23 protein-coding genes and 1 pseudogene are annotated in these 24,019 nt (G+C 54.6%); 13 read left to right on the forward strand and 11 right to left on the reverse strand.

Annotated elements, in window-relative coordinates; genetic code table 11:
• Nucleotides 1–17: 17 nt before the first annotated feature.
• From CLV58_RS16070 to CLV58_RS16095, 6 genes are all read left to right on the forward strand, one after another.
• Nucleotides 18–719 (forward strand): SanA/YdcF family protein, encoded by a 702-nt coding sequence (locus tag CLV58_RS16070; protein WP_211300865.1) that lies wholly within the window; start codon nucleotides 18–20, stop codon nucleotides 717–719.
• Nucleotides 720–898: 179 nt separating this feature from the next.
• Entirely contained in the window at nucleotides 899–1,513 is a 615-nt protein-coding gene (locus tag CLV58_RS16075; RefSeq protein ID WP_106138854.1) for a CAP domain-containing protein, read from the forward strand.
• Between the two features lie 125 nt (nucleotides 1,514–1,638).
• Nucleotides 1,639–2,424, forward strand: coding sequence for a hypothetical protein (locus tag CLV58_RS16080; protein WP_106138855.1), 786 nt, complete (start codon nucleotides 1,639–1,641; stop codon nucleotides 2,422–2,424).
• Nucleotides 2,425–2,723: 299 nt separating this feature from the next.
• A complete protein-coding gene (locus CLV58_RS16085) occupies nucleotides 2,724–3,284 on the forward strand; it encodes a DinB family protein (RefSeq protein ID WP_106138856.1) in 561 nt (186 codons plus the stop codon).
• Between the two features lie 142 nt (nucleotides 3,285–3,426).
• Nucleotides 3,427–3,834: an EVE domain-containing protein gene (locus CLV58_RS16090; protein ID WP_106138857.1), complete on the forward strand. Its 408-nt coding sequence runs from the start codon at nucleotides 3,427–3,429 to the stop codon at nucleotides 3,832–3,834.
• A 418-nt stretch (nucleotides 3,835–4,252) separates the two neighbouring features.
• Entirely contained in the window at nucleotides 4,253–4,849 is a 597-nt protein-coding gene (locus CLV58_RS16095) for a MiaE family protein (protein ID WP_106138858.1), read from the forward strand.
• Between the two features lie 78 nt (nucleotides 4,850–4,927).
• Here the strand turns inward: CLV58_RS16095 and CLV58_RS16100 are convergent, their stop codons facing one another.
• Nucleotides 4,928–5,089 (reverse strand): lmo0937 family membrane protein, encoded by a 162-nt coding sequence (locus CLV58_RS16100; RefSeq protein WP_106138859.1) that lies wholly within the window; start codon nucleotides 5,087–5,089, stop codon nucleotides 4,928–4,930.
• A gap of 250 nt (nucleotides 5,090–5,339) precedes the next feature.
• Between CLV58_RS16100 and CLV58_RS16105 the strand changes: the two genes are divergently transcribed.
• Nucleotides 5,340–8,339 (forward strand): PD-(D/E)XK nuclease family protein, encoded by a 3,000-nt coding sequence (locus CLV58_RS16105; RefSeq protein ID WP_106138860.1) that lies wholly within the window; start codon nucleotides 5,340–5,342, stop codon nucleotides 8,337–8,339.
• Between the two features lie 8 nt (nucleotides 8,340–8,347).
• Here the strand turns inward: CLV58_RS16105 and CLV58_RS16110 are convergent, their stop codons facing one another.
• The 6 genes from CLV58_RS16110 to CLV58_RS16135 all read right to left on the reverse strand — a co-directional run bounded on the left by CLV58_RS16110 (nucleotide 8,348) and on the right by CLV58_RS16135 (nucleotide 15,819).
• A complete protein-coding gene (locus tag CLV58_RS16110) occupies nucleotides 8,348–8,845 on the reverse strand; it encodes a hypothetical protein (RefSeq protein WP_106138861.1) in 498 nt (165 codons plus the stop codon).
• 170 nt (nucleotides 8,846–9,015) lie between these two features.
• Nucleotides 9,016–10,161, reverse strand: a complete 1,146-nt coding sequence (locus CLV58_RS16115; protein ID WP_106138935.1) for an efflux RND transporter periplasmic adaptor subunit — start codon at nucleotides 10,159–10,161, stop codon at nucleotides 9,016–9,018.
• A gap of 46 nt (nucleotides 10,162–10,207) precedes the next feature.
• On the reverse strand, nucleotides 10,208–13,462 hold the full coding sequence (locus CLV58_RS16120; RefSeq protein ID WP_106138862.1) for an efflux RND transporter permease subunit: 3,255 nt from the start codon (nucleotides 13,460–13,462) through the stop codon (nucleotides 10,208–10,210).
• Nucleotides 13,463–13,565: 103 nt separating this feature from the next.
• A complete protein-coding gene (locus tag CLV58_RS16125; protein WP_106138863.1) occupies nucleotides 13,566–14,972 on the reverse strand; it encodes a TolC family protein in 1,407 nt (468 codons plus the stop codon).
• Between the two features lie 227 nt (nucleotides 14,973–15,199).
• A complete protein-coding gene (locus CLV58_RS16130; protein ID WP_106138864.1) occupies nucleotides 15,200–15,616 on the reverse strand; it encodes a type II toxin-antitoxin system VapC family toxin in 417 nt (138 codons plus the stop codon).
• Nucleotides 15,598–15,819 (reverse strand): hypothetical protein, encoded by a 222-nt coding sequence (locus CLV58_RS16135; RefSeq protein WP_106138865.1) that lies wholly within the window; start codon nucleotides 15,817–15,819, stop codon nucleotides 15,598–15,600. The genes CLV58_RS16130 and CLV58_RS16135 overlap by 19 nt, the downstream gene beginning before the upstream one ends.
• Nucleotides 15,820–16,087: 268 nt before the next feature.
• Here CLV58_RS16135 and CLV58_RS16140 point away from each other — a divergent pair, with 268 nt between their 5' ends.
• The 5 genes from CLV58_RS16140 to CLV58_RS16160 all read left to right on the forward strand — a co-directional run bounded on the left by CLV58_RS16140 (nucleotide 16,088) and on the right by CLV58_RS16160 (nucleotide 21,711).
• The gene (locus tag CLV58_RS16140) at nucleotides 16,088–16,765 is read left to right on the forward strand and encodes a response regulator transcription factor (protein WP_106138866.1); all 678 of its coding nucleotides are present in this window, start codon (nucleotides 16,088–16,090) and stop codon (nucleotides 16,763–16,765) included.
• On the forward strand, nucleotides 16,762–18,069 hold the full coding sequence (locus CLV58_RS16145; protein ID WP_106138867.1) for a sensor histidine kinase: 1,308 nt from the start codon (nucleotides 16,762–16,764) through the stop codon (nucleotides 18,067–18,069). Before CLV58_RS16140 ends, CLV58_RS16145 begins: the two co-directional genes overlap by 4 nt.
• 67 nt (nucleotides 18,070–18,136) lie before the next feature.
• On the forward strand, nucleotides 18,137–18,526 hold the full coding sequence (locus CLV58_RS16150) for a DoxX family protein (RefSeq protein ID WP_106138868.1): 390 nt from the start codon (nucleotides 18,137–18,139) through the stop codon (nucleotides 18,524–18,526).
• A 789-nt stretch (nucleotides 18,527–19,315) separates the two neighbouring features.
• Complete coding sequence (locus CLV58_RS16155) at nucleotides 19,316–20,653, forward strand: phage integrase SAM-like domain-containing protein (protein ID WP_106138869.1); 1,338 nt, start codon at nucleotides 19,316–19,318, stop codon at nucleotides 20,651–20,653.
• A 551-nt stretch (nucleotides 20,654–21,204) separates the two neighbouring features.
• On the forward strand, nucleotides 21,205–21,711 hold the full coding sequence (locus CLV58_RS16160) for a hypothetical protein (RefSeq protein WP_106138870.1): 507 nt from the start codon (nucleotides 21,205–21,207) through the stop codon (nucleotides 21,709–21,711).
• 7 nt (nucleotides 21,712–21,718) lie between these two features.
• On the opposite strand, the gene CLV58_RS29060 is transcribed toward CLV58_RS16160, so the two are convergent.
• The 4 genes and pseudogenes from CLV58_RS29060 to CLV58_RS16170 all read right to left on the reverse strand — a co-directional run bounded on the left by CLV58_RS29060 (nucleotide 21,719) and on the right by CLV58_RS16170 (nucleotide 23,470).
• On the reverse strand, nucleotides 21,719–21,880 hold the full coding sequence (locus CLV58_RS29060) for a DUF4113 domain-containing protein (protein WP_342748919.1): 162 nt from the start codon (nucleotides 21,878–21,880) through the stop codon (nucleotides 21,719–21,721).
• Nucleotides 21,881–21,916: 36 nt separating this feature from the next.
• Nucleotides 21,917–22,147: pseudogene (locus CLV58_RS29065) on the reverse strand (DinB/UmuC family translesion DNA polymerase); the annotation flags it as partial.
• Between the two features lie 12 nt (nucleotides 22,148–22,159).
• Nucleotides 22,160–23,002, reverse strand: a complete 843-nt coding sequence (locus CLV58_RS16165; protein WP_342748918.1) for a Y-family DNA polymerase — start codon at nucleotides 23,000–23,002, stop codon at nucleotides 22,160–22,162.
• Between the two features lie 3 nt (nucleotides 23,003–23,005).
• Nucleotides 23,006–23,470 (reverse strand): LexA family protein, encoded by a 465-nt coding sequence (locus tag CLV58_RS16170; RefSeq protein WP_106138936.1) that lies wholly within the window; start codon nucleotides 23,468–23,470, stop codon nucleotides 23,006–23,008.
• 140 nt (nucleotides 23,471–23,610) lie between these two features.
• On the opposite strand from CLV58_RS16170, the gene CLV58_RS16175 reads away from it, so the two are divergent.
• Nucleotides 23,611–23,928 (forward strand): hypothetical protein, encoded by a 318-nt coding sequence (locus CLV58_RS16175; RefSeq protein ID WP_106138871.1) that lies wholly within the window; start codon nucleotides 23,611–23,613, stop codon nucleotides 23,926–23,928.
• Nucleotides 23,929–24,019: the final 91 nt, after the last annotated feature.

The following is a 24,019-nucleotide window of genomic DNA, read 5'->3' on the forward strand; positions in this document are numbered from 1 at the left end:
TACGCTGCGATCAGGTTATGAACACCACCTTTGCCACCGATTATGCCGACGACATGCCCCATACGGAGGATGCGAGCGTGCGCGTGGTAAAGCGCATTCTGAAAGGTATCATCATCCTGTCGTTTGCGGGGGTGGTGCTCATACTGGCCAGCAACTGGTGGGTGGTGTACAATACGCGGCAGCAGACCTACTTCGATATTCACAAACTGCCCGCCAACGATGTTGGCCTGGTACTGGGCACCAGCAAGTTTGTGCGCTCGGGCAAGGAAAATCTCTTTTTCCGCTACCGCATGGAAGCGACGGCCCGGCTCTGGAAAGAAGGGAAAGTAAAATACCTTGTGCTGAGCGGCAACAACGATTCGGAGTACTATAACGAGCCGGCTGATATGCAACGGGCGCTCGTCAAGCTGGGTGTCCCGGCGTCGGTGATGACGCTCGACTATGCCGGGTACCGCACCTTCGATTCGGTCGTTCGCTGCAAAGAGGTATTCAACCAGGAGAAAATCACGATCATCTCGCAGAATTTTCACAACACGCGGGCGCTCTTCATCGGGAATCACGAAGGTATAGAAGCCGTCGCGTTTGCGGCACAGGACGTGCCCGACGGCTACTCGTTCCGCACGCTTATCCGCGAATACCTGGCCCGGCCCTACGCCATTCTGGACGTATACTTATTACGCCCCAACGTAGAAACCGGTAACTGGCGCGTCGGGAAATAAGTGCTCGGTATCCTATCCGGTATATAGTTTACGGTTTTCAGCAACGGGTTCACACCTGTTGCTGATTTTGTTTGCAGGGAAGGCCGTCCCCGACAGCTGGAAGCTGCCCAAGACAATAAGCGCACGGATGTACTAAGTTGAGAAAACTGCCGTTTAATCAACAAATCACCTTACGCTTTATGCAACGTATTTCTTACCTGTTTGTCGCGCTGGCGCTTCTGGCCAGCGTGACCGCCTGCCAGACCGAGTCGGATTCGTCAGTACAAACACCCGCACCGGTGCAATCATCGACTTATATAGAACGTAGCGACCTTACCTCAGATGGGATTACCGTAACGCCCGATTTGTCGGGAGCCAGAGTGGCTGCGGCTACCTCCGCGCAGCAGCAGGAAATGCTGACCTATATCAATCAGGCCCGGTCGAAGTCGTGTCAGTGCGGAACGACGACGTACCCGGCCGTTCCGGCCCTGGCGCTCAACACGCAACTCAACACCGCTTCCGACGCGCACGCGGTCGACATGGCGACCAACAATTACTTCAGCCATACGGGGCGTGATGGGTCGCAACCCTGGGACCGGATGACGCGGGCCGGCTACAACTGGCGGGCAGCGGGTGAAAATATCGCAGCTGGTTACACAACCGTTCGCGCGACGGTCGACGGCTGGCTTAAATCGCCGGGCCACTGCAAAAACATCATGAGCGCCAATTTCACCGAAGTCGGCGTGGGCTATGGCTACAATGCCAATAGCACCTACAAACACTACTGGGTGACGGATTTTGGCAAGCGCCAGTAAGGCCGTTGTTCGGCAAGCTCTCCACTCGTTGCTTTCCGGCAATGGATGAACAAATGGTGAACAGATGTGTATCGGCGGGGGGATCTGTTGGGGACGTTGTATGTTTGCGGCATTGACCATGCCGTATGAAACATTTCTCCTTACTGATTGCATTCGCTTCGCTGATGACTTCCTGCGCCAGTTTGCACCAACGATCCGAGATTCTGGAACTGGACGATATTTTTCAGGTTCGACCCCGGCAGACGCTGTTTACGTATCAGAACGGGGAGGTCGTGTCGAAACTAAACACGCAGTTGACAAAAGCTGGCCTGTACGAACGCAACGATACGCTGTTTGCCGAGTTTATCGCCCAGTCGCTTCCCCCGGCTGATACCGATCCCGGTACACTCGATCAGTCGGACTCGGCGGCTGTGCTGTTTGTGCACCACAATCCCGTGCTGAAGCGCATCAAGGAAGAAAGTCCCTGGTTCAATTATCAGCTTAAATCGTTCGACGTCGATCTGTTTACCGTGCCGTTTAAGTTCCGGTTTCCGCAGGAAGGCCGTCCGGGGCAGTTGAATACCAACCCGAACGTGGGCGTTTACGTTGGGCTACGCTATGACCGTGGTGGTTATCGAACACTGTTCTTTCGGCGGGAACGCCGATCCGAAATCCGGTCGCTGAGTTTCGGGCTGGGTAGTTTTGCCAGTATCGGCTCGGCACTGGTCAGTTCGTTTACGACCAACGGCGTCGTCTCGGATGAATACGAAGCATTGGGGCTGAATTACGGATTGGCCAGCATTGTCGGCTACAAAACGTTCACGGCAGGGCTGGCGCTGGGATTCGAAAACCTGATAAGCGCCGATAACCGGGTCTGGATTTACCACAACAAGCCTTACCTCGGGGTGACCATCGGGCTGAATCTAAACTAATCGATAGACGGCTGGCCTGGTAATAACGGATAGTACGCGATACCCGTTTAATCAGGCTGACGCGCCGTGTATGTTGCCGTGGACACCATTATTGCCGTACCTTTGTCATAAATGCAATTTTAATAGCGTTACTGAATACGAGCTATTGGCTGGTTGCCGCAAAACCGCCAGAACTACGCAGACAATACTATGTTGCAGCAGTAGCCAACATAAATCGATTCGAATAAGTAGTACACAGTATTGCGACTGCTTTTCGACAGATTTTTACCAACGCTCACTGCTGTAGCCCCCCGATCACTATGGTGCCTAATGACGAATTAATACGGATCATCGACCTGCTGAACACAACCTATGAAGGTGAAGAAGCCTGGCATGGTCCGTCGGTGGTGGAAGCGTTACGTGGTGTGACGCCCGACATGGCTGGTCGCCGAATCGCGCCCAACACCCACAACATTGCCGAACTGGTGTTTCACATGACCAGCTGGCGAATCTTCTGCGTCAAGAAAATGCAGGGCGACGCCAACTTCGATATCCTGACGCCCGATAAGAATTTCGGTGCGCTCCCCGACAAGATTGATGATTTCGAGTGGGAAGCCCTCGAAATGGAGCTGAGCCTGAGTCAGGAGGAGTTGATCAACGAACTCGACAAACGCGACGACGACGAATTTCTGGAAGACATCGTACCCGGTCGTGATTACACGTATTACGACATGCTGCACGGTATCATCAACCACGACCTCTATCATACGGGACAGGTGGTGATCCTGAAGAAAGCCCTGGGTGCCGGATCGAAATACGCCGACGAGGACGATTACAACGACCCCTACGGCAATGGACAGGACCACGACGATTATTATTGATAAATCTTGGTTGAATGATTGAATTATAGAATGACAGAATGATTGACGGCTCCCCGTGCGTCTATAGTCTGTTGCCCCATGATTCGTAAGTCTACCATTCAACAATTCAATCATTCGATCAGTCTATCACTCAACATTCCCCTTGAACTTCTGGCTTGTTAAGTCTGAACCCGACAAGTACGGGTGGGACCATTTTACTACGCAGGGCCGCGCCGTCTGGGATGGTGTACGCAACTACCAGGCTCGCAACAACCTCAGCGCCATGAAACTCGGCGATCAGGTCTTGTTTTACCACAGCGTTACCAAACCTGGCGTGGTTGGATTGGCTAAAGTCGTGCGGGAAGCCTACCCCGACCCGACAAGCCCCGACGATCCGCGCTGGGTGGTTGTCGAACTGGAGCCGGTGATGAAATTCGCCAAGCCGGTTACGCTGGCCCAGATCCGTGCGGATTTGCTGTTGGGGCGCATGGCGCTGATCAAACAATCGCGGCTGTCGGTAATGCCCGTCCGCCCCGACGAGTTCGACCTGATCCTAAAAATGGGCCAGTAAAAACGGTATACGGTTCATGGCAGGACTGTTAAGTTCTGATCCGCCCTACCCACAGCCCCCTAAAGGGGGAGCTGTTCGTGTGCAAATTTCACCCCCTTTAGAGGTTGTTTGGGGAATGGTTTTGTCATCCCGAGCCTGCGAGGGATCTTCACTAAAAGGCGGTTTTCTTTGCTATTTTCCGAAGATCCCTCGCAGGCTCGGGATGACAAAAAAGGCTATTTTACATGGTTGACGCCTTCCCCAAACAACCTCTTAGGGGGCGGGGGGTAGATGAACCGAAGGAAATTTGCCTATTATCATTGCTAAATCGGAGAACTTAACAGCCCTATGGTTCATGGTATTCAGTTTACGGTGAGTAACTGTCGTTAGCGTGAGAACCGTGAACCGTATACCGAAAACTGTAAAACCTGGAAGCAACATGGCACTCACGACGCTTGGCCTGGAACTGCCGACCGACCCACGCTGGGTCAATATCGCTGAGATGAACATTGGCGACATCCTGATCGATCATGCCTACTGCGAGCAGAAAGCGGCATCGTCGTGCATTTCGCTGATCGTACAATATTCCGACAAGGCCGAACTGGTAGAGGTACTGACGCCCGTCGTGGCCGAAGAGTGGGGCCATTTCCAGCGTGTGCTGAAAGAGTTGAACAAGCGCGGCATTCCCCTGGGGCGGCAGCGCAAAGACGAGTACGTCAATCAGTTGCGTAGTCGCCTGCGTCGGCCCATCGGTGATCCCAAGGAACAACTGATGGATAACCTGCTCATCAACGCCCTGATCGAAGCCCGCAGCTGTGAACGGTTCAAACTACTGTCGGAACACATCGCCGACGAAGGGTTGCGGAAGTTCTACCGGGAGCTGATGATTTCCGAAGCAGGGCACTACCGTAATTTTATCGAACTGGCGGAAACGTATTTGCCCGCCGAACGGGTGCGTGAACGCTGGAAGGAGTTTCTGGCCGTCGAAGCCGACATCATGGCTAATCTGGACGTTCGGGCGGATCGCATGCACTAACAAACGTATAGCTATTAACAAGAAAAGCCAGTTCTTTTCAGAGCTGGCTTTGTTTGTTTTCGTAGGGAGTGTGGATTATCAAACCCCGCGCCCCTGAATGAGTCGAAGAATGATAGCAATGACGGCGATAACCAGCAGTACGTGAATGAGACCACCAAGACCAAAACTGTTGAAGCCCAGAAAACCCAGCAGCCAGATGATGATCAGTACGACTGCGATGGTATAAAGTAAGTTGCCCATGATCGTTGGAGTGTTTAGCGATGGAATTAGGTGAATTTGCTGTTATTAACCGGACGGGGGGCAATATGTTCTGAAATTCGAGAGAAGGGTGAAGGATACAGCGTTCGTTTGCGGCCGAAACCACACAGGTGAGCAACGATCAGTCGGGCAGAACGATAACCCTGAGCGTGGCGACCGCGAATTTGTCGGATGGGTGGGCGGTAGTTCGTCGGCGGTGGGGTATCTTTACTAATTGACTGAGTAGACTTTAATGACGTTTCTCCAACAGGCGGCTCAACGCATTTACGAGTACCACGGGGCCAGTATGCGCGATGTCTGGGTAATTCTGCCCACGCGCCGGGCCGTGTCGGTGTTCCTGGGCGAACTGGCGCAGTGTTCCGATCGCCCCTTCCTGGCCCCGCGTGCGCTGGCCGTCGATGACTTTATAGCCCAGGCTGCCGACCGGCAGCAGATCGACTCGGTAAGCCTGCTGTTCGACCTGTTCGATGTGTTCCGCGAAATCGATCCGACCGTTGAGTTCGAGCAGTTTGTGGGCTGGGCACCGGTACTGCTTACGGATTTTGACCGCATCGACCAGTACCTGATTCCGGCCACCCAACTGTTCGATAACATGACGGCGGTTAAACGGCTCGAAGCCTGGAACCTGGAACTACCCAAAGGTGCCGCCACTATCACCGAAACCGAAGGGACCAAACGGTACTTCGAACTCTTCGACAACCTCGCCAAAGCGTACAACGAACTCCGAAAGCGTCTTGACAGCCAGGGCTTAGCCTACCGGGGAATGGCGTACCGGCGTCTGGCCGAGAACGTCGGCACGCTGATCCGGGACAACACGGCTTACGAACGGCTGTGGTTTGTGGGGTTCAACGCGCTGAGTGCCGCCGAAGAACGGATTATCGAGGTGCTGTCGAAGGCCGGGAAAGCTGCGCTGATCTGGGATGCCGACAACTACTACGTCGACGATCGCTTGCAGGAAGCCGGTACGTTTCTGCGCAAATACCGAAATAATAGTCTGCTGTTCAGCCGGGAGAATCACGACGACCTGAACCAGCCGTCGCAACTGCTGACAACCCCAAAAACGATGCGGGTGGTGGGTGTCCCCAACGCCAGCATGCAGACAAAAGTCGCCGGCAAACTGTACCAGGACTGGCAACGGGACGACGCTGTACCGGGAGCAGCCGCGCAGAAAACGGCGATTATTCTGGCCGATGAAACGCTGTTGGTGCCAACGCTCTACGCGCTCGACGAAAGCGTGACGAATCTGAACGTGACGATGGGCCTGTCGCTGCGCAGTTCGCTGCTGTTCACGCTGATCGACACCCTGTTCGAGATGCAGCGAACGGTGCACGAGTTTCGGGCCCGCGATGGTCGCCACCTGAAAATTCCCAAGTTCCACCACCGGCACGTGGTCAAGGTGCTGAACCACCCGTTTGTGAAGCAGTACGAGCGGATTCACCAGTGCATGTGGCCCGGTGGGATAGGTCATAGGGGTGAGGAACTGCCACCCGAACCGCTGTTTCAATGGATGGCTAAGGACATTGTGCAGAACCAGCGCGTATACCTGACCCGCGACGACATGCTGGAACTGAGCAATAACGAGCCACTGATCGACCTGCTGTTCAATCGCTGGAAAGACGATCGGCCCGGCCGGGTCATTCTCGTGTTTTACGACCTGATCGACAAGCTGCGCGAGGTGTACCGTACCAGTCAGGATGCGATCGAGATCGAGTACCTGTACCTGTTCCATACGCTGCTCCGGCAACTCGAAACAACGCTGCGTCGACAGGCCGAACTGCGGAAGGCAGACCGGCAGGCATCGCCCGTGACGGTAAAGAGTTTCCGCACGTTTCTCTACGAACTGATCCGGCAAACCAGCATCCCGTTTACCAGCGAAGGTAACAGCACGTTGCAGGTGATGGGTATGCTCGAAACGCGGGGGCTGGATTTCGACCGGGTCATCATCCTGTCGGTCAACGAAGGTATACTGCCCAAAGCACGGAAGATGAACTCGCTGATTCCGTTCGACATTGCGCAGGAAATCGGCCTGCCGACCTACCGCGAACAGGAGTCGGTGATGGCCTATCACTTCTACCGCCTGCTGCAACGGGCGCGTGAGATTGTGCTGATTCACACGACCTCGACCGACGCGTACGGATCGAGTAAGGGAGAACCCAGTCGCTACATCCGGCAGATCAAACACGAACTGATTCCAGCCAACAAACTGATTACGCTGACGGAACCGACCGTACGGTTCGGGCGGGAGAGCGACGCGAAGCTGGCCGAAAAGCAGGTAATGAGCGTACCCAAGACGGCAGAGATTACAGACCGCATCCGGTCCATGCTGACGCACAAGGGGCTGTACCCGTCGCAGTTGAATCAGTTCGTCAGTTGCTCGATGCGCTTCTATTTCAGCCGAATCGTGAACATCAGCGAGGAAGACGATATCGAAGAACGGATGGGTGCGGCCGACTTCGGAAACTGGCTGCACAAGGTGCTCGAACGGCTCGACCTTGACTACCGGCTTAAAGGGCAACCTGTCAGTGAGCCGATCATCCGCAGCCTGCTCGAAGAAGAATTTGCCAACAGCATGAAAGGGCGGGTCGTCGAATCGGGCATGAACCTGCTGCTCTACGACATGGCCCGGCAACTGATGCTCGACTTTCAGCGGCAGCAGAACAGCCTGCCCGACCTGACCGTGATCGGCACGGAGCAGACGCTGCGCACGAAACTGCGGGTGTCGATGGGCGAGGGGCGCGAACCGCTGGAGGTGACGATTGCCGGTAAGATCGACCGGATTGAGCGCTTCGGCGACCGTATCCGCATCGTCGATTACAAAACGGGGAAAGTCGACCTGAACAGTAAAATCGGCCCTGAACAACTCCGCGAAAAACTACTCAGCGACGGTGGACAGGAGAAGATGCGGCAGCTGTGGCTGTACCGGTACCTGGCCCTGAAAACGATTCAGGAGAAAGGCGGCCTGCCCCGTAGCGAGACCAACGGCGACATCTATCCGGCCGTGGGCATGCCCGTCGAAGCGGGTTTCTATTCGTTCCGCGACGTCAATGGCGGCTTCAAAACCAATCCCGTGCAATTCGGCGATGGGCAGTCGGTAGCCGATTACATTGCCGAATCGGAAGAACTACTGGGCGAACTGATTCGGGCCATGCTCGACCCGGACGAGCCGTTCAAACGCACCGATCAGCTCGCGACCTGCGAATACTGCGATTTCAAAGGCATCTGTGGCCGGTAATCGACAAATTACTTGCCGGTCGGCCGCTGCCTGTCTGCTTGGTTCAAAAGTGAGCGGAGTTTACCGTTGGCCAGCGTTGGCAGCAATTGGGCATCACGCTGCCCGGCGATCTCCAGGTTGTGTCGGGTAAGCGGGACGAGTTCGCTGGTCGGACTGAGGCTGAAATAGATCCGGTCCTGCGTTGATCCGCCGAGGTCGGCCTGTCGGTAGATTAGTAACGGCTGACTGTCGATTTCTTCGTAGAACGCACCCTGATAGAGCCGGAAGCGCGGGCCACCGGTTTGCTGTATCCCCCACAGCTGACCGGGATGCCGGGTCTCGGTCGCGCCCGTCGGTGTGATTAGTTGCAGGCGGTAGGGATGCTGGCGAATCCGGGCAGCACGGAAGGGGGTTGTACCGACGAAGCGGTTCCCCGTTTCGCCGACGTACACCGCCCGATACGACGGTTGGACACGGTGACAGCCGCTCAGTGCCAGCAGCAGTAAACAGATTCCGAAAACGTACAACAGCCCCTGTTCATGCTGCCTTTGGTCATCCCGAGCTTGCGAGGAATCTTCGCGAAGGGAATCAGGATGGCTATTGGCCGAAGCTCCCTCGCAAGCTCGGGATGGCAAAAAATACACTGATCGTGGCCCGACACCCGACTTGTGAAAGCGGAGAAGTGGTTGCCTGTAACTCATCGCTGCCGGGCGTTAACAGACTGACCATCCCGAATCTCCTCGGATGCGGTACGGACGATCGTCGTGCCCGGTTGCAGATCACCGAACACTTCGACCAGGCTGTCGACAACATTGCCCTTCTGTACCGACACCCACTGCGCCCGCCCGTCGCGCACGCGAATGACGAACTGTTTTTCGCTCGAACTGACCACCGATGTTTTTGGAACGAACAGCGTTTTACCTGACCGTTCGATCGGCAGCTTCACGTCGGCGTACATGCCCGATTTTAACTGGTGACTGGCGTTGTTGACGTCGAACTCGGCCATCATCGCCCGGTTGGCTTCGACCAGACTTTCCGCCGACCGGGCTAGTCGGGCCGTAAATGGCTTCTCGGGAATAGCGTTGACGGTAAACGACACGGAACTGTTTCGGGGGAGTTCATTGGCGAAGGTTTCCGGGATGGCTACCGTCAAACGCAGCGTCCGGTTGTCTTCCAGCACGAACAGCGGTTTGCCGCTGTCGCCCGCACCGACCAGTGCGCCGGGGCTGATCGACCGCTCGATGATAACGCCGTCGAATGGGGCTGTGATGGTGAGGTACTGCCGCAGGTCGGTCTTGGCCTGGTAGTTCGATTTGGCCGCCTGTACACTACCGCGCGCGACGGCGACCATGGCGCTGTCGGCCTGCATACGAGCGTGGGCCTGATCCAGTTCGTTCAGCGATACGGCTCCTTCCATCTGCGCCGTCTGCACCATTCGCTGATAGGTCAGCCGGCTGGCACGGGCGCGGGTTGTCTGCTCGACCAGTTGCGCCTGCTGGGCCTGTAGCTGCGCCTGTGCCTGCCCCAGTTCGGCAAGCACTTCGGGGGCTTCGAGTCGGGCCAGTACCTGCCCTTTACGAACAGCGGTGCCCCGGTCGACGGCGACGTCGCGTACGTAGCCCTTTACCTTGGCGTACAGGCTAACCCGATTCCAGGGTTTCAACTCGCCGGGCAGCGTGACCTGTCGGCTGGGCTGTAGCGACTGGACCGTTGTCACGACGACGGCCTGCACGTCGGGTTGCTTGCGGGCGGGTTTATCGTGGTCGTTGCTCACCGCCGATGAGCAGGCCGTCAGGCCAGCGGAGAGCAGGGCCGGGCCGATGAGTTTTAAGGTTGTGCGCATGACCAATGATTGAGTGATGGAATGACTGAATGACTGAATGGTTTCGTCAGGCATGTTGGGTGAGTGTCTGGAAATACTGGCTTTCGGGGTCTTCGGGGTCGAGCGACACCGATTGCAGGGCCGCTTTAGTCTGAAACTGCGTGAAGACACAAGGCAGAATCAGCAGAGCCGCCAGCGTCGATGCAATGAGTCCGCCGATGACGGCCTGTCCCAGCGGGGCAATCTGATCGCCCCCTTCGCCGAAGCCCGACGCCATCGGAATCATCCCCGCGATCATGGCGATACTGGTCATCAGAATGGGGCGAATCCGGCTTCCGGCCGCCATGACCACCGCCTGCCGCGTATTGCCTGTTTCGAGTCGCAGGTTCTCCGCGTTGGTGACCATCAGAATGGCGTTGGCGACCGATACGCCCACCGACATAATCAGGCCCATGTACGATTGCAGGTTGAGCGTCGCGCCACAGGCCAGCAACATCAGCAGTGCCCCGGCGACTACCGCTGGAATTGCCGCCAGAATCACCAGCGATAGCTTGAACGACTGGTAGTTAGCTGCCAGCAGTAGGAAAATGATTACAATGGCGACCAGCAGGCCCGTTTGCAGACTGCTCAGCGTATCGGTCAGCAGGTTGGTTTGTCCGCCCAGTTCGACCAATACCCCACGGGGTGGCTCACCCGCGTCGTGAATGGCCTGTTCGACAGCTTTGCGGGCCGAGCCAAGGTCTTTGTTGTGCAGGTTGGCCGTGATCGTGACCAGCTGATTCGGTCCGGCCCGGTCGTATTCGCCGGGGGCGGTACCTTCCGAAAACGTTGCGACGTCCGACAGGAGCGGGTGCATGTCGCCACTGCGCAGCGGAATGTTGCCGATGTCGCTGGTGCTGCTCATCTGGTACTCCGGAATCTGCACCTGTACCTGGTAGGCCAGCCCTTTCGACTGATCGAGCCATAGGTTTTTATCGGTGAAGCGGCTTGATGAGGTGGCGGCTACCATCGAGCGGGCCACCTGCGTCGACGTCACCCCCAACTGACCGGCCCGTTCCCGATTCATCGTCACGTTCAGAATCGGGTAAGCGAGGGGCTGGGCAATCTGCACATCGCGCAGAAAGTCGATCTTCGCCATCTGCTGCCGAATCGTCTCGGCAAACCGGCCGGCTGCTGCTACGTCTTTGGCGGCCACGGTTACCTCGATGGGCGTCGACGCACCCTGACTCATGATCTTTTCGGTCAGCTCGATCGGCTCGAACGAAACGCTGGCCGCTGGCAGTGCCTTCGCGATGCGAGCCCGCAGGTCTTCCTTCAGCTCATCCATTTTGACCGGATGTTCTTCGTTGAGCGACACCTGCAACACGGCTTCGTGCGGTCCGCTGTTGAACACGAAAATGTTGGACGTACCGTAGCTGGAGGGCACCGTGCCGACGTAAGCCGACGAAATCTCGACCGCGTCCTCGCCAGCGGCTTCCTTGATGATATCGAGTACCTTGAGCGTTGCCATCTCCGTGCGCTCTACCCGAGTACCGTCGGGAATACGCAGACGCATCTGAAACTGATGACTGTTGCCGTGCGGCAGAATGTCGGTGCCGATGACGAGAAAGCATAGCACGATAATCGCCAGAGTCCCCGCCAGATAACCGCCCACGACCCAGCCCCGGCGGTCGAGAAAGCGTTCGAGCACAGCTGAGTAGCGCCGTTTGAATTTCTCGAAACCCGTTGGATTTGGGGTTGGTTGCTGCGCTTCCCGGATTATGTCGTGGCGTTCCTGGGCGTCAAGCGTGTGGGTTGGGGCTTCGTAGGAAACCCCACCGTGGGCCGCATGGTCTTTCAGCAGCCAGTTGGCCAGCACGGGTACAAATGTCTGCGACAGCAGAAACGACGCAATCATGGCAAAGCCTACCGACAGTGAGAGAGGCAGGAACATCGAGCGTGGCACCCCGCTCATGACGAAGGCCGGGGCAAACACCGCCAGGATCGCCAGTAGAATCAGGAATTCGGGGAAGACGATTTCCTTACAGGCGTCCCAGATGGCGACAGGCTTTGGCTTGGCTGACGTGCCTCGACCCATTTCCAGATGCTGGTGAATATTCTCGATCGTCACCGTCGCCTGATCGACCAGAATTCCGATGGCCAGCGCCAGCCCCGACAGGGTCATGATGTTGATCGTTTGCCCGAACAGGTTGAGCAGAATTACGGCCGTCAGAATCGAAATCGGAATGGTCAGTACCACGATGATGACGCTCCGCCAGTCGCGCAGGAACAGCAGCACCATCAGGCCGGTCAGCACGGCCCCCAAGATGCCTTCCGTAACCAGACTTTTCAACGAGTTGATCACGTATACCGACTGGTCGAATTCGTAGGAAATCTTCACGTCTTCGGGTATCGCATTCTGTAACTCGGGCATCGCCTTGCGAATGTTATTGACCACCGCCAGCGTCGACGCGTCCGATTTCTTGACCACCGGTATGTACACCGCCCGCCGACCATTGACCAGCGCATAACTGACCGTGACGTCGGCCCCGTCTTCGACCGTACCCACGTCGCGCACAAACACGGTTGGTCCTGCTCCAACCCGGATCGGGATGTTCAGGAAATCCTCGGGTTCTTTAATCAGCGAGTTGACCGGCGTCATCAGCGTTTTGTTGCCGATACGGATGTTCCCGGCGGGCGACGGCTGGTTGTTGGTCACGATCGCGCGGATCACTTCTTCGGGCGTCAGTTCGTAGCTGCGGATGCGTTGCGGATCGACCCGTACGACGATGGTGCGCTGATTGCCGCCGAAGGGTGGGGGGCTGGATACGCCTTCGATGCGCGAGAACATGGGCCGCACCCGCGACGAGGCAAAGTCCTGAATTTCGTTGAGCGACCGGCTGGGACTTTCAAACACAAGCTGCCCTACCGGCACTGAGCTGGCATCGAAGCGCACGACCTGGGGCGGTACCGTACCCTCGGGCATGTACGCCTTGGCCCGCGACACGTTGTTGGCGACTTCGGCGGCTGCCTGCGCCATATCCGTGCCGGGGTAAAACTGCAACTTGATCAGCGACAGGCCCTGAATGGTTTTAACGTCGATGTCGCGGATGCCCGACACGTACAGGAAGTGGTCCTGGTAGCGCGTGGCGATAAAGCCGTCCATCTGATCGGGGGCCATACCGCCGTAGGGCTGTACCACGTAAATCGTCGGCAGGTCGAGGTTCGGGAAAATATCGACGGGGATGGTAAACAGCGACATCACTGAAAAGAACAGGATCGTCACCACCCCCACGACCACCGAAATGGGTTTCCGCAGCGCAGAGCGAATGAGTTGTTGCATAGGGATTTACGGTTTTTAGTTTACGGTTTTCGGTATACGGTCTTAGGTGGTAGGCGTTTTCATGACGGACTACCGTAAACTGTATACCGAAAACCGTAGACCGTCATTTAAGCTGATTCATGAAAAGCGAGAGATCGCCGTCGGCGGCTGCTTTCAGGAGCAGGTAGCGCCAGACATTGCTGGTCGCGACGTAGCCGTCGACTTCGGCGCGGTTGAGCGTGACGACACTTTGGAGTAGGGTCGGCAAATCGGACAGGCCGTTCTGGTAGCGGTTCCGGGCCTGATTGTAGGCTTGCCGGGCCGCCCGTAGCTGCACGGGAGCCTGTCGGGCCTGCTCCAGCGCCACCTGATACTGCGTTTCGGCTTCCTGATGCTGCCGGTCGATGCGCAGCCGCTGCTCGTTGAACAACTGCTGGAACCGTTCGATCTGATACTGTTCGCTGCGGTAGTCCTGCCGAACCCGCAGGATGCTGGTGAGGTTCCAGCGGGCTACCACGCCAACCAGGTAGTTGCTGACCTGATATCCCAGCCCGGCGGCCGGGTTTGTCTGATAGACTTCCCCCTGATTGGAAAAGCCTGACCCCCGCGCCCATCCCGACCCGATCAGCGAAATCGATGGCAGGCCCGTGCGTTGGGTAGCCAGACTCCGGGCCGACGATAAGGCAATCTGCGATTGAAACAGGCGGAGTGCCGGGTTCTGGGGCGAAATGGAGTCGGCCCCGAGTGGGCTGGTGGGCAGCGCGGTATAGAACCGCATACTGTCGACCTGCAAATCAGTACGAACCAGACCCGTCAGTTCCGACAGGCGCAGCCGCTGGACCTGCTCGTTCTGCTGACTTTCCAGCAACAGCAGCCGCGCCCGCACCGCTTCGGCCGTTGCCAGTGAGCTATCGACCCCCGCCCGCATGCCCGACCGAACGCCCGAATCGACCACGCGCTTGAACGTCTCGGCTCGTTCCTGATTGCTGCGCTGAATCTGCACCAGTTTCTGATTGATCAGCAGCAGCAGGTAGGCATCGATCGTGCGGACCTGATGTTGAAACAGCTCGTTGTCGTAGTCCGCCTGACTGCGCTGCACGTCGGCTTTGGCCAGCGCGACGTTAGTTTTGATGCGCCCAAACGTGATGGCCCGCCACTCGATGACGGCGCTGGTGTAGCTGCCCAGTGCCGCCTGGTAATAGTTCTGCGGCCGTACCCCACCGGAAGTCGAAATGGCCGTTCCGTCGTTGGGAAAAAACGAGCCGTTGACGCTGTTGCTGGTCGAGTAGGTGTACTGATCCTGCACGATCAGGTTGGGCAGGTACTCGGTCCGGCTGGACTGAAGTCGGTGCTGGGCACTGCTGATTTCGGCCTGCTTGGCGCGCAGCAACGGATATTGCCGGACGCTCTGTTCAACGACCTGGGGCAGCGTGAGTGATTGCCCCGCTACCGGCCCGGCCGACAGGCTCAGTGCCAGTAACCCGATGGTAAAAGGACGATAATAAGGAGGTGATGTTTGTACGTGCGTCATGGCTGGCAACGTACCCGTACCGGTGTTGGCTCACGGATACCTGCTGCAAATCACCATGTCAATTCTGGAAACATTTGGGAAACGACCGCTTTCGCCGAAGAAACTAGCGGTGCTTCTGGCGGGGTTGGTATAGCCAACATTCACTTTATATCGGGTGAAGCTTACGTTGTGACACAGACGGCGAATCAGCTGTGGTCGTACTCGCGTTCTGTTGTCAATAAACAGGTTCACGTAGTTTCAGGGCCGTACTGATGGCTGTATTTAGGTCGGTAGAAATTAATGCCCTCGACGAAGGCAAAGTCTTTTTTGTTGAATGTGAATAGTTCGACAGGATAAGTAAGTGCGGTTGCCGCAATAATCATATCCGCTATGCCCGGTCGCTTCGCGTAATGCTCCCATGTCAGCGTAAGCAGTCGTCGTGATATTTCAGCATCCAGCCCGATTATGTTGAATTTGTTTATCGTCTCGATCGTCCTGCGCTTTTCGCTACGCTTCATGCCGACGTACATCTCCGCTTCGGAGATTACACTCAGATACAGCCGGTCGAAGCCCAGTTCGTCTAATTCCTGAACCATAATCGGTACTCCCCGAAAGTAGTCGAACAGGACGTTAGAATCGCAAAGAACTAACTTCTTTTTGGCCATGCTTTCGCCCGAATCGATGCCATTGTACGTTCATCCTTGTCCCAAATACCGCCGAAGGCAGCTGGTGTCTCGCCAGATTTGGCATTACTCATTCGGAGGAGCGGAACGGTGACGTCGGCTTCAGGCTCCGTTTTAATTCCGTTTTCAAGCAGCAGCTTTACGGCTCTGGCGTAATCGTCATCGTTGACAGTCAGTGTTTTCATTAGCTTATAGCGTAGTAAACAATATTACAAAATCACTGCCTAAAAGTCTAACGGATAATTTGCTCATTCGGGCGTTTGAAGAATGAAGTAAGATATCCCGGTTGGGACGGCCGCTTTACTGAGGAAAGCAGATGTGAGTATATATGTTGTCTTGGTTTCCCAGGTTCATTGAAAAACCTATTGCCTAAGCGTAGTGCTCTTGCGTTCACTTCCCAAATCTTTCCAGAATTGGCCGCTACTTTCGTTAACGAATCAGACGACGAATGGTATGAAAGTGCTGGTGGTAGAAGACGAACTGGGCCTGGCCGAAGGTATCACCGACTACATGGTGAAGGAAGGCTACGTCTGCGAAACGGCCGATACGTTCCAGAAAGCCGACGAGAAAATACACCTCTACGAGTACGACTGCATCATTGTCGATCTGACGCTGCCCGACGGCAACGGCTTTCAACTGGTCGAGACGCTGAAACGACTGGCCAGTACGACCGGGATTATCATCATATCGGCCCGCAATGCGCTGGAAGACAAGTTGAAAGGGTTGGAAATCGGCTCCGACGATTACCTGACCAAGCCGTTTCACCTGTCGGAACTGAACGCCCGCGTGAAGTCGCTGCTGCGTCGGCGGCAGTTTGGTGGGCATACCGAAATTCGGTTTCGGGAACTAACAGTAGTGCCCCATGCCCGTACGGTGTTTGTTAACGGACAGCCGACGGCACTGTCGCGGAAGGAGTATGATCTGCTGCTGTATTTCCTGTCGAATACCGACGTCGCCCTGACAAAAGCGTCGATCGCGGAACACCTGTGGGGCGATAACATCGACTCCGCTGATTCGTTTGATATGGTGTATTCGCATATCAAAAACCTGCGCCGGAAACTGCTCGACAAAGGAGCCGCCGACTACGTACAGTCGATCTACGGCATTGGGTATAAATTCGGTCAGCCGTGAAACTGCTCGCGCAAACCAACCGCATCTACCTGGGCTTCTCGCTGGTCGTTTACCTGCTGACGGCGCTGGCCTTTTACCAGATCAGCCGGCTGCTGATCTATGACGAGGTGGAGAGCCGATTACGCGTGGAGAAGCAGGATTTCGAAGCCTACGCGCGAACGCATAACGCCTGGGCGAGTAGTCCCTATTTCGTTGAAAACAAAATTGAGATTACGCCGGTACCGGGACCGGTACAGCCGGGCGAAGCCTTTGTCGACACGCTCATCTACAACCACTACGACAACGAGATGACGCCGTTTCGGCAACTCACGTTTTTCACGCCCATTCACGGGCAGTTGTACCGGGTTGAAATTCGGAAGTCGCTGATTCAGACCTACCGGCTCATCGAGGTGATTACCGTTACGATGGTGCTGTTTCTGGGGCTGCTACTGCTGGGTATGTTCTGGTTTCAAAGTCGGCTGTCGGGGCGGCTCTGGCTACCCTTCTACGATACCCTGTCGCGCGTGAAGGCGTTTGATTTACGGCAGGGTAGTCCGCTACAACTGCATCCGTCATCGATTACGGAATTCAGCGAACTCAACGACGTACTCACTAAGATGGCCGATAAGATGCAGCACGACTACCAGGGGCTCAAAGAGTTCACCGAAAATGCGTCGCACGAAATGCAGACCCCGCTGGCGCTGATCAACGCCAAAGTCGAGCAGCTTATTCAGTCGAGCCAACTGACCGAAAACCAATCCGACTGGATCGACGGTATCTATCAGGCGTCCCGGCGGATGGCGCGGCTCAATCAGGGGCTGTTGCTGCTGGCCAAGATCGACAACGGGCAGTTCGGCGACACGCATACCGTCGACCTGACGGCCGAGCTGATGCAACGACTGACGGACATGGACGAGGTTATCACCCACAAGCAACTGACTGTCAGCAGTGACCTGCGCGAACCGTTTCGGGGGCAACTCCCCCCGTTTCTGGCCGATAGTCTGGTAACCAACCTGATTAGCAACGCCATCCGCCACAATCAGTCGGGGGGGGCTATCCACGTCTGTTCATCGGCCGAAACGCTTGCGCTGAGCAATACGGGGTTCGCTCCGGTGACCGATCCGGGCACCTTGTTCGACCGCTTCAAAAAGGGTGCTGCCAATGCCGAGTCAGTCGGACTGGGCCTGGCCATTGTCCGGCAGATTTGCCACAGTTACGAGTTGGGTGTCGACTACCAGTATCAGTCGGGCATACATACCCTGACGCTGACCAGGCAGTTCGCTGGTACTGAACGTGTAAATGGCATGGGTATCGCTGCGTCGTAGACTGGCAAAACTCTGGACGGTCTGATGCGTTATGGAAGTAACGAACATATGCAACTGACTTACTGGAATGACTGAAAAGACAGCGAAAACACTAGCCCGCGTAACACTGGGGTCAGCCCTGATTTTTGCCGGCGTGAGCCACCTGACGTTTGCCCGCAAAGGGTTTCAGGCACAGGTGCCCGATTTTGTGCCACTCGACAAAGACGACACGGTCGTTTATTCCGGCGTCGTGGAAATGTTGCTGGGCGGAAGTCTGGTATTTGCCAGTGAAAAGCAGCAGAAAACGGTGGGGCAGATAGCGGCCGGATTCTTCACCACCATCTTTCCCGGTAACATCGAACAGTACACGAAACACCGCAGTTCGCTGGGTCTGGATACCGACCGGAAGCGATTTGTACGCTTGTTTTTTCAGCCTGCACTCGTGTATTGGGCCTTGAAAAGCACTGATAATATATAGTAATTCGGTGGGGCAGGCACCAACAGGCAATCGGGGCGATGGATGTACTAATCCGTAGCCCCGATTGCTTTTTGTAGTGTCGGAGCCGAACAGTAGGCGGGGGAAATTACGGTTAAATCGGGTACCAGTGTATACGGTACACACCGTTTTACGGTGACGGAAAGCCCTAGAGTAGTCTAAAACAGAAGAATGGTAACCCTGCAAAAGTGCTATCGCTCATGCCTTAATTCAGGTGTCAGGCGTATATTGGATAGGGTCGTACCCGGAATTTTACTATTTCAGATAATACGGACGACAGCGAACCAAGTGTAGAGGTGTATTGTTCTGGAATACGAGAAAAAAAGTTTGGTATTTCAAAAAAGACGGCTGTTCTGCGGCCGTCTTTTTTACGATTATTGAGCATCCGTTAGCGCGCAGGGAGCTGTGTATTTTCGACAGGCGAGTGTAGAAGGAAGAACGGTAGGCTCCTTCTGGTCGTCATGAGCCTGTGTAGGTACGAACGTCGTTCGTAAGACTGGGGTAATTTGCGCTGACAATCAGCGAATTGGCGTATTTTTGAAGCGCCTATAAAAGGAAAAATGCCCTCTTACACGCTGGTAGAAGGCATTTTTGACCCGTATTATGAATACAACCTGAACTGTTTGGTTAGGGCATTTCGTCCAGCACAGTCCAGTAAAAAATGCCCTTCTGGGCTTCCAGTGGCATTTTGCTTACATTTGTGAACGCCGAATCGTGGACTGGGATGGACATTTTTCGGGAGGTGTTTGAGCAAATGTTTGAGTAAAAGCAATGGGAACGGTTAGTGTAGTGTTGTTTCACAAGCCGCGAAAGGATGGAAAGTTCGCAGTTTGCATTCGTGTAGGTAAGGATCGTCGGTACAGCTACGAGTCGGTGTGTTACGTCAAAGCCACGCACTGGAACGACCGGCTAAAGGTAGTGCATACCTACGACCCCCACCACCTGACTTACAATAAGCTGATCAAGGACCGCTACAAGGAGATCGAGCAGATACTGGATGTGTACGACGATAACGACTGGCCGTACACAGCGCAGGACATTCTGGACATTAACTACAAGAAATGGGCGGAGGAACAGAAAGCCAAATCGGAGGTTGCCCAAGCGGCAGTACCTGACGGGCTGATTCTGTTCTGTAAAAAGGTGATGGTGACCCGGTTCTACAAAGCTGAGCAGGTAGTCAACGCCGAGAAGTACGAGATCGAAGCGGAATTGTACCGCCGTTATCTGGCCACACTGCGGCCCAAGAAAGTTGATATAGCCATGTCCACGCTCACGGTCGATTTCGTGAACGGGTTCTTTAGATATCTGCGGGAAGATGCCAAGCGCAAGGTCAGTAAAGATTCGACCTTACAGCGGCATCTGGCCCAATTGATGGCGATACTACGATACGCTCGTGATCAAGGGGTTATCAGCAAGGTGCCGACGCTGGAGGTACAACTGAACGTGCTAAAATCGAAGAAGGTCAAACTGAACAACGCGCAGATTGACCTGATGCTGAACGGACCGTGGCCGGAGGAATGGGCGGCTACCAAAGGCGGTCAGACTTCGTTACAGGCCATCGACACGTTTCTGCTCCAGTTCTACCTCTACGGAGCGCGGGTGGCTGACGTGATGCTGCTTCGCAACAGGAATATCATTAGCCGGGGCGGGGTGCCAGTGAAGATCGAGTTTTATCAGAAAAAAGGGCGTCGTAAGGAGGGTAAGCGGTTGATGTCGATCCCTATACCGCCCCCCGCTTTGTCGGTTGTGTCTCGCTACTGGAAAGCCGATAAGCCCGAAGCCTATCTGATACCGTGGCTGGAATACGAGCCGGACGTAACCCGAACGACGGCAGAAAACAAGCTGCTGATGGAGGAGGATATAGGCCGGGCTACGTCGCGTATGAACGCGGGTCTGCGTCGGTTGGAGTCGATAACGAATACCGAACTGAGCGGGTTTACCTCCCACTCGGCGCGGCACAGCTATGCTCAGCGGGCTAAGCGAAAGGGTAAGTCAATCGAGTGGATTAAGGAAACGCTGGGGCATAGTAATTACGATATTACGGCGGGGTATCTGGATGATCTGGACGCCGACGAGCTGAACCAGAATATGCAAGACGTTTACGACTAAAAAAACGTACAATGATCTTTGTATTAGTTAATCATATTTACCTCCCCGAATATATGAGTTCAGGTTCTGGTAATCGCATTACCATAAGTATGTGATGGAACGGAAACATCTATATTTTTCTATGTCCGAAGAACTCTGGCGCGTAGGAGACAAAGATGACTGTATTCTACTTAAAGCGTACCAAGCGGTAAGCTGTCGATCAGTTAGTACTTATTTCTCCTTCCAAACTGTAGTATAGCAGGGCAATATCTACTGTCGATAGTGATGACAGATCGAATCATAGCCAGCCCTGGCTTGCCGCACGCGATCGTGGCATCTTGTCTATGGTAGCTGACAATACACCTAGCTGATTATCTGGCTAATCCGTGAATAGACATTGCTGTCTCTAAGAGATTTTGTAGCTATGTAGTTGGGCAAGGATTCACTCAATCGTTTACAGCTGACCTGAGCGACTATGTTACCTTATAATAAATTGCTCTTTCTAATCGTGGCTTAATGAGGGGAATAATGCGTATTTTAGTCAAACTATAATCATCAATCAGATCCACATCATGACTAAACTTTACTTTATTGTTATAGCTCTCTTAAGTATACTAGTGGGTTGTAACAAGCCAGGCGTAGACGCCAACTCGACCACTCCCAGATCTGGCAGCGAATATTTCGTTTCGTTTAAGATGGGACAGAAGACTTACCTTCTTGATAAATCGGCAAGTATTAGCAATTTAAAGGCTTCCGGTGTTCCAGGAGCCTTTTCTTATTTTCCCGGCAAAGTGAGCATCAGAGGGATCGGTGATACTCCACTTGATATTGCCTTGGGAACAAATCAAGCATCAACCGGCAAACCTGAAAGTAGGCCAGTGGTCAGTGGGTATTTTAACCAGGACCAGTTTACCTCATACTTCGTCAATTATACGCCCAATGAAGATATGGGTACACTAAACATCACCAGTATCGATAACAACGTAGCAGAGGGCACATTTACCATGGTGGTTACCATCAAGGGAACGTTGAACAAGGTACCAATAACTGATGGTAAATTCAGGGTAAAATTTATGTAGCCCACGGTCAGCGGACTGTAAGTATCTCTTTCCAGTCAGTTGTGCGCCGGGGCGACATCCATTGGCGTTTGTGGTGCCAACTTGAATCATACCCTGCACCAGCCAGCCGTACCCGGTCGCGGCCGTAGCGTTTATTCAGCGCATCCATAACACCAGATAGCTTGCTCATCCGTCCGTCGGGCTCGTCGATGAATAAATGCTGTTGCAGATGCGTGTCTGGCACCAGGCCGCTCAGCATGACGCCTACTTTCTGGTATTCGTAGCCAGACTTGAAAACGGCTTTCAGCAGCGCATGGGCGTAGCTGACCAACTCGGCTGTGCTGTTACTGGCGTGAGGAAGCTCGGCGGTACGGATACCGTGATACTGCCTGGCAGGCTGGCCGTTATGGGCTGTGATCTTGTGTCGGTTGGTATGCAGAAATACGGTAACTGCGCCGGCGGCAGAGCCTTATTTACGTAGCTTTTCGGCCGCGCGGCTCAGGTGTGTAACCATTGCCTGGCTGATCGTGTCCAGATCGGACACACCCCGTCCGAAGGATGGTGCCGTACAGATGGCCTTTTTGTTCGGTGCTTCGGTTTCGAGCATCTTGCAGGGCGTACCCCGTAACTCGTAGGCTAGGCGAAGGCCGTTGACCGTCAGCTTCTGGTTGATCCAGTCGTCAGGTAGCGCGGCAAACTGGGCGGCCGTGCGAATACCGTTACGTTTCAGCATACCGGCGTAACGCCAGCCGATACCCCACAGATCATCGACGGAGAAGTCGGTCAGGGCATCGTTGATACGGCCTGGTGTGTCGAGCAGCAGGACGCCCGTTTGCGGTTCTTGTCGCTTGGCGTAGAAATTAGCAATCTTACACAGCGTCTTTGTCGGCGTGATACCAACGGATACCGGTATACGTGTCCACTGAGCGATGGTCTGGCGGATGGTTGTAGCCAATAAAGTGAGGTCGGCATATACCGACTCGTAGCCGGACAGGTCCAGAAACGCTTCATCAATACTGTATACTTCGACCTGCTCAACGAATCGCCCCAGCGTGGCCATGACCCGGCTGCTCATATCACCGTAGAGCGTGTAGTTACTGCTGAAAATACGAATGCCCTGCTGCTCGATGTGCTCGCGCAACTGAAAGAAGGGTGTCCCCATTTTTACAACTAGTGCCTTCAACTCGTTCGATCGAGCGATCAGGCAGCCGTCATTATTTGAAAGCACACCAACAGGCTTACCGATCAGGGCCGGGTTGAAGGCCCGCTCGCAGGAGACGTAGAAGTTATTACAGTCGACAAGAGCCAGCATAAGCTACAGCGGTTTCTGAATGACAAACGTAACGACGCCAAACACCCGGAAGTCGTCGCCCTCGTGGACGTAGATCGGCGTGTATTTGGGATTGGAGGGCATCAGCACAATCATGTCGCCGTGTGACGGGCCTCCGGCATAATGCACCCGCTTCACCGTGTGTTCACCGTTGATCCAGACCACGCAGATTTTACCGTCGACAGCTTCGCGCGACGAGTCGACGATCAGTATATCGCCCGGCTCAATTCGATCACCGGTCATACTGTCGCCGGTGACCCGCACGAAGTAGGTTGCTTCGGCATTACTGATGCACAGGTCGTTCAGATCACAGACGCGTTCGACATAGTTTTCGGCAGGGGAGGGGAAGCCGGCCCGTACTAGTGATCCGTAAAAGGGGACCCTCAACCGCTGTCCGACAGCCGCCTTCTGCATAAAATCGTCGCAATCTGTTTCGGTAAACTCGCTCATATAATACAAGTAGATCTATAAACCAGGTCACTATGATATAACTTTGTTATATAGAATGCAAATTTTAGGTTGATATAAATTGGAAATGCACAAATTCTTAATTATATTGAAAGAAACCAATCTACAAACCATCTCAACTTATGCAGACTGTCTATATTAATTACCCCGAACCCCACATCACCAGATATACTAATGTCGATTCCAGGCAGATCAGAAAGCATGGTAAGGAGGAACAGCGGTACATCCGGATTACTCATACGACTTTGTCTGAAGAACTCAGCAAGTTTAAGAGAAGAGTGTACAAATTCGGTAGCAAAAAAGCAATCAATGATATGTACATTGATTTGGACTTGAATGATCCGGAATTTGAACTGGCTGTTCTGAAGCATATACAGCAGCTAATCGGTAAGCATTACAAACCGCTTTCACCTATCAGAACAAGCATAAATAAAGCTTGATAAAGTTTTCAAAAGTTAAACTAAAAACATGAGTCATCCCGAAGTTTGGAGGACGATCTGATAGCTATTGAACAAGGCCGCCAAGGCTGAT

Origin of the sequence: Spirosoma oryzae (assembly GCF_003002825.1) — a bacterium.
Taxonomy (GTDB): domain Bacteria; phylum Bacteroidota; class Bacteroidia; order Cytophagales; family Spirosomataceae; genus Spirosoma; species Spirosoma oryzae.

Excerpts from the sequence above, each read along its gene's own strand:
- CLV58_RS16160 (WP_106138870.1), top strand. The coding sequence starts at position 21,205 with ATGACTAAACTTTACTTTATTGTTATAGCTCTCTTAAGTATACTAGTG.
- CLV58_RS16075 (WP_106138854.1), top strand. The coding sequence starts at position 899 with ATGCAACGTATTTCTTACCTGTTTGTCGCGCTGGCGCTTCTGGCCAGC.
- CLV58_RS16120 (WP_106138862.1), bottom strand. The coding sequence starts at position 13,462 with ATGCAACAACTCATTCGCTCTGCGCTGCGGAAACCCATTTCGGTGGTC.
- CLV58_RS16155 (WP_106138869.1), top strand. The coding sequence starts at position 19,316 with ATGGGAACGGTTAGTGTAGTGTTGTTTCACAAGCCGCGAAAGGATGGA.
- CLV58_RS16085 (WP_106138856.1), top strand. The coding sequence starts at position 2,724 with ATGGTGCCTAATGACGAATTAATACGGATCATCGACCTGCTGAACACA.
- CLV58_RS16100 (WP_106138859.1), bottom strand. The coding sequence starts at position 5,089 with ATGGGCAACTTACTTTATACCATCGCAGTCGTACTGATCATCATCTGG.
- CLV58_RS16125 (WP_106138863.1), bottom strand. The coding sequence starts at position 14,972 with ATGACGCACGTACAAACATCACCTCCTTATTATCGTCCTTTTACCATC.
- CLV58_RS16095 (WP_106138858.1), top strand. The coding sequence starts at position 4,253 with ATGGCACTCACGACGCTTGGCCTGGAACTGCCGACCGACCCACGCTGG.
- CLV58_RS16165 (WP_342748918.1), bottom strand. The coding sequence starts at position 23,002 with ATGCTGGCTCTTGTCGACTGTAATAACTTCTACGTCTCCTGCGAGCGG.
- CLV58_RS16175 (WP_106138871.1), top strand. The coding sequence starts at position 23,611 with ATGCAGACTGTCTATATTAATTACCCCGAACCCCACATCACCAGATAT.
- CLV58_RS16140 (WP_106138866.1), top strand. The coding sequence starts at position 16,088 with ATGAAAGTGCTGGTGGTAGAAGACGAACTGGGCCTGGCCGAAGGTATC.
- CLV58_RS16135 (WP_106138865.1), bottom strand. The coding sequence starts at position 15,819 with ATGAAAACACTGACTGTCAACGATGACGATTACGCCAGAGCCGTAAAG.
- CLV58_RS16130 (WP_106138864.1), bottom strand. The coding sequence starts at position 15,616 with ATGGCCAAAAAGAAGTTAGTTCTTTGCGATTCTAACGTCCTGTTCGAC.
- CLV58_RS29060 (WP_342748919.1), bottom strand. The coding sequence starts at position 21,880 with ATGAGCAAGCTATCTGGTGTTATGGATGCGCTGAATAAACGCTACGGC.
- CLV58_RS16115 (WP_106138935.1), bottom strand. The coding sequence starts at position 10,161 with ATGCGCACAACCTTAAAACTCATCGGCCCGGCCCTGCTCTCCGCTGGC.
- CLV58_RS16170 (WP_106138936.1), bottom strand. The coding sequence starts at position 23,470 with ATGAGCGAGTTTACCGAAACAGATTGCGACGATTTTATGCAGAAGGCG.
- CLV58_RS16150 (WP_106138868.1), top strand. The coding sequence starts at position 18,137 with ATGACTGAAAAGACAGCGAAAACACTAGCCCGCGTAACACTGGGGTCA.
- CLV58_RS16105 (WP_106138860.1), top strand. The coding sequence starts at position 5,340 with ATGACGTTTCTCCAACAGGCGGCTCAACGCATTTACGAGTACCACGGG.
- CLV58_RS16080 (WP_106138855.1), top strand. The coding sequence starts at position 1,639 with ATGAAACATTTCTCCTTACTGATTGCATTCGCTTCGCTGATGACTTCC.
- CLV58_RS16070 (WP_211300865.1), top strand. The coding sequence starts at position 18 with ATGAACACCACCTTTGCCACCGATTATGCCGACGACATGCCCCATACG.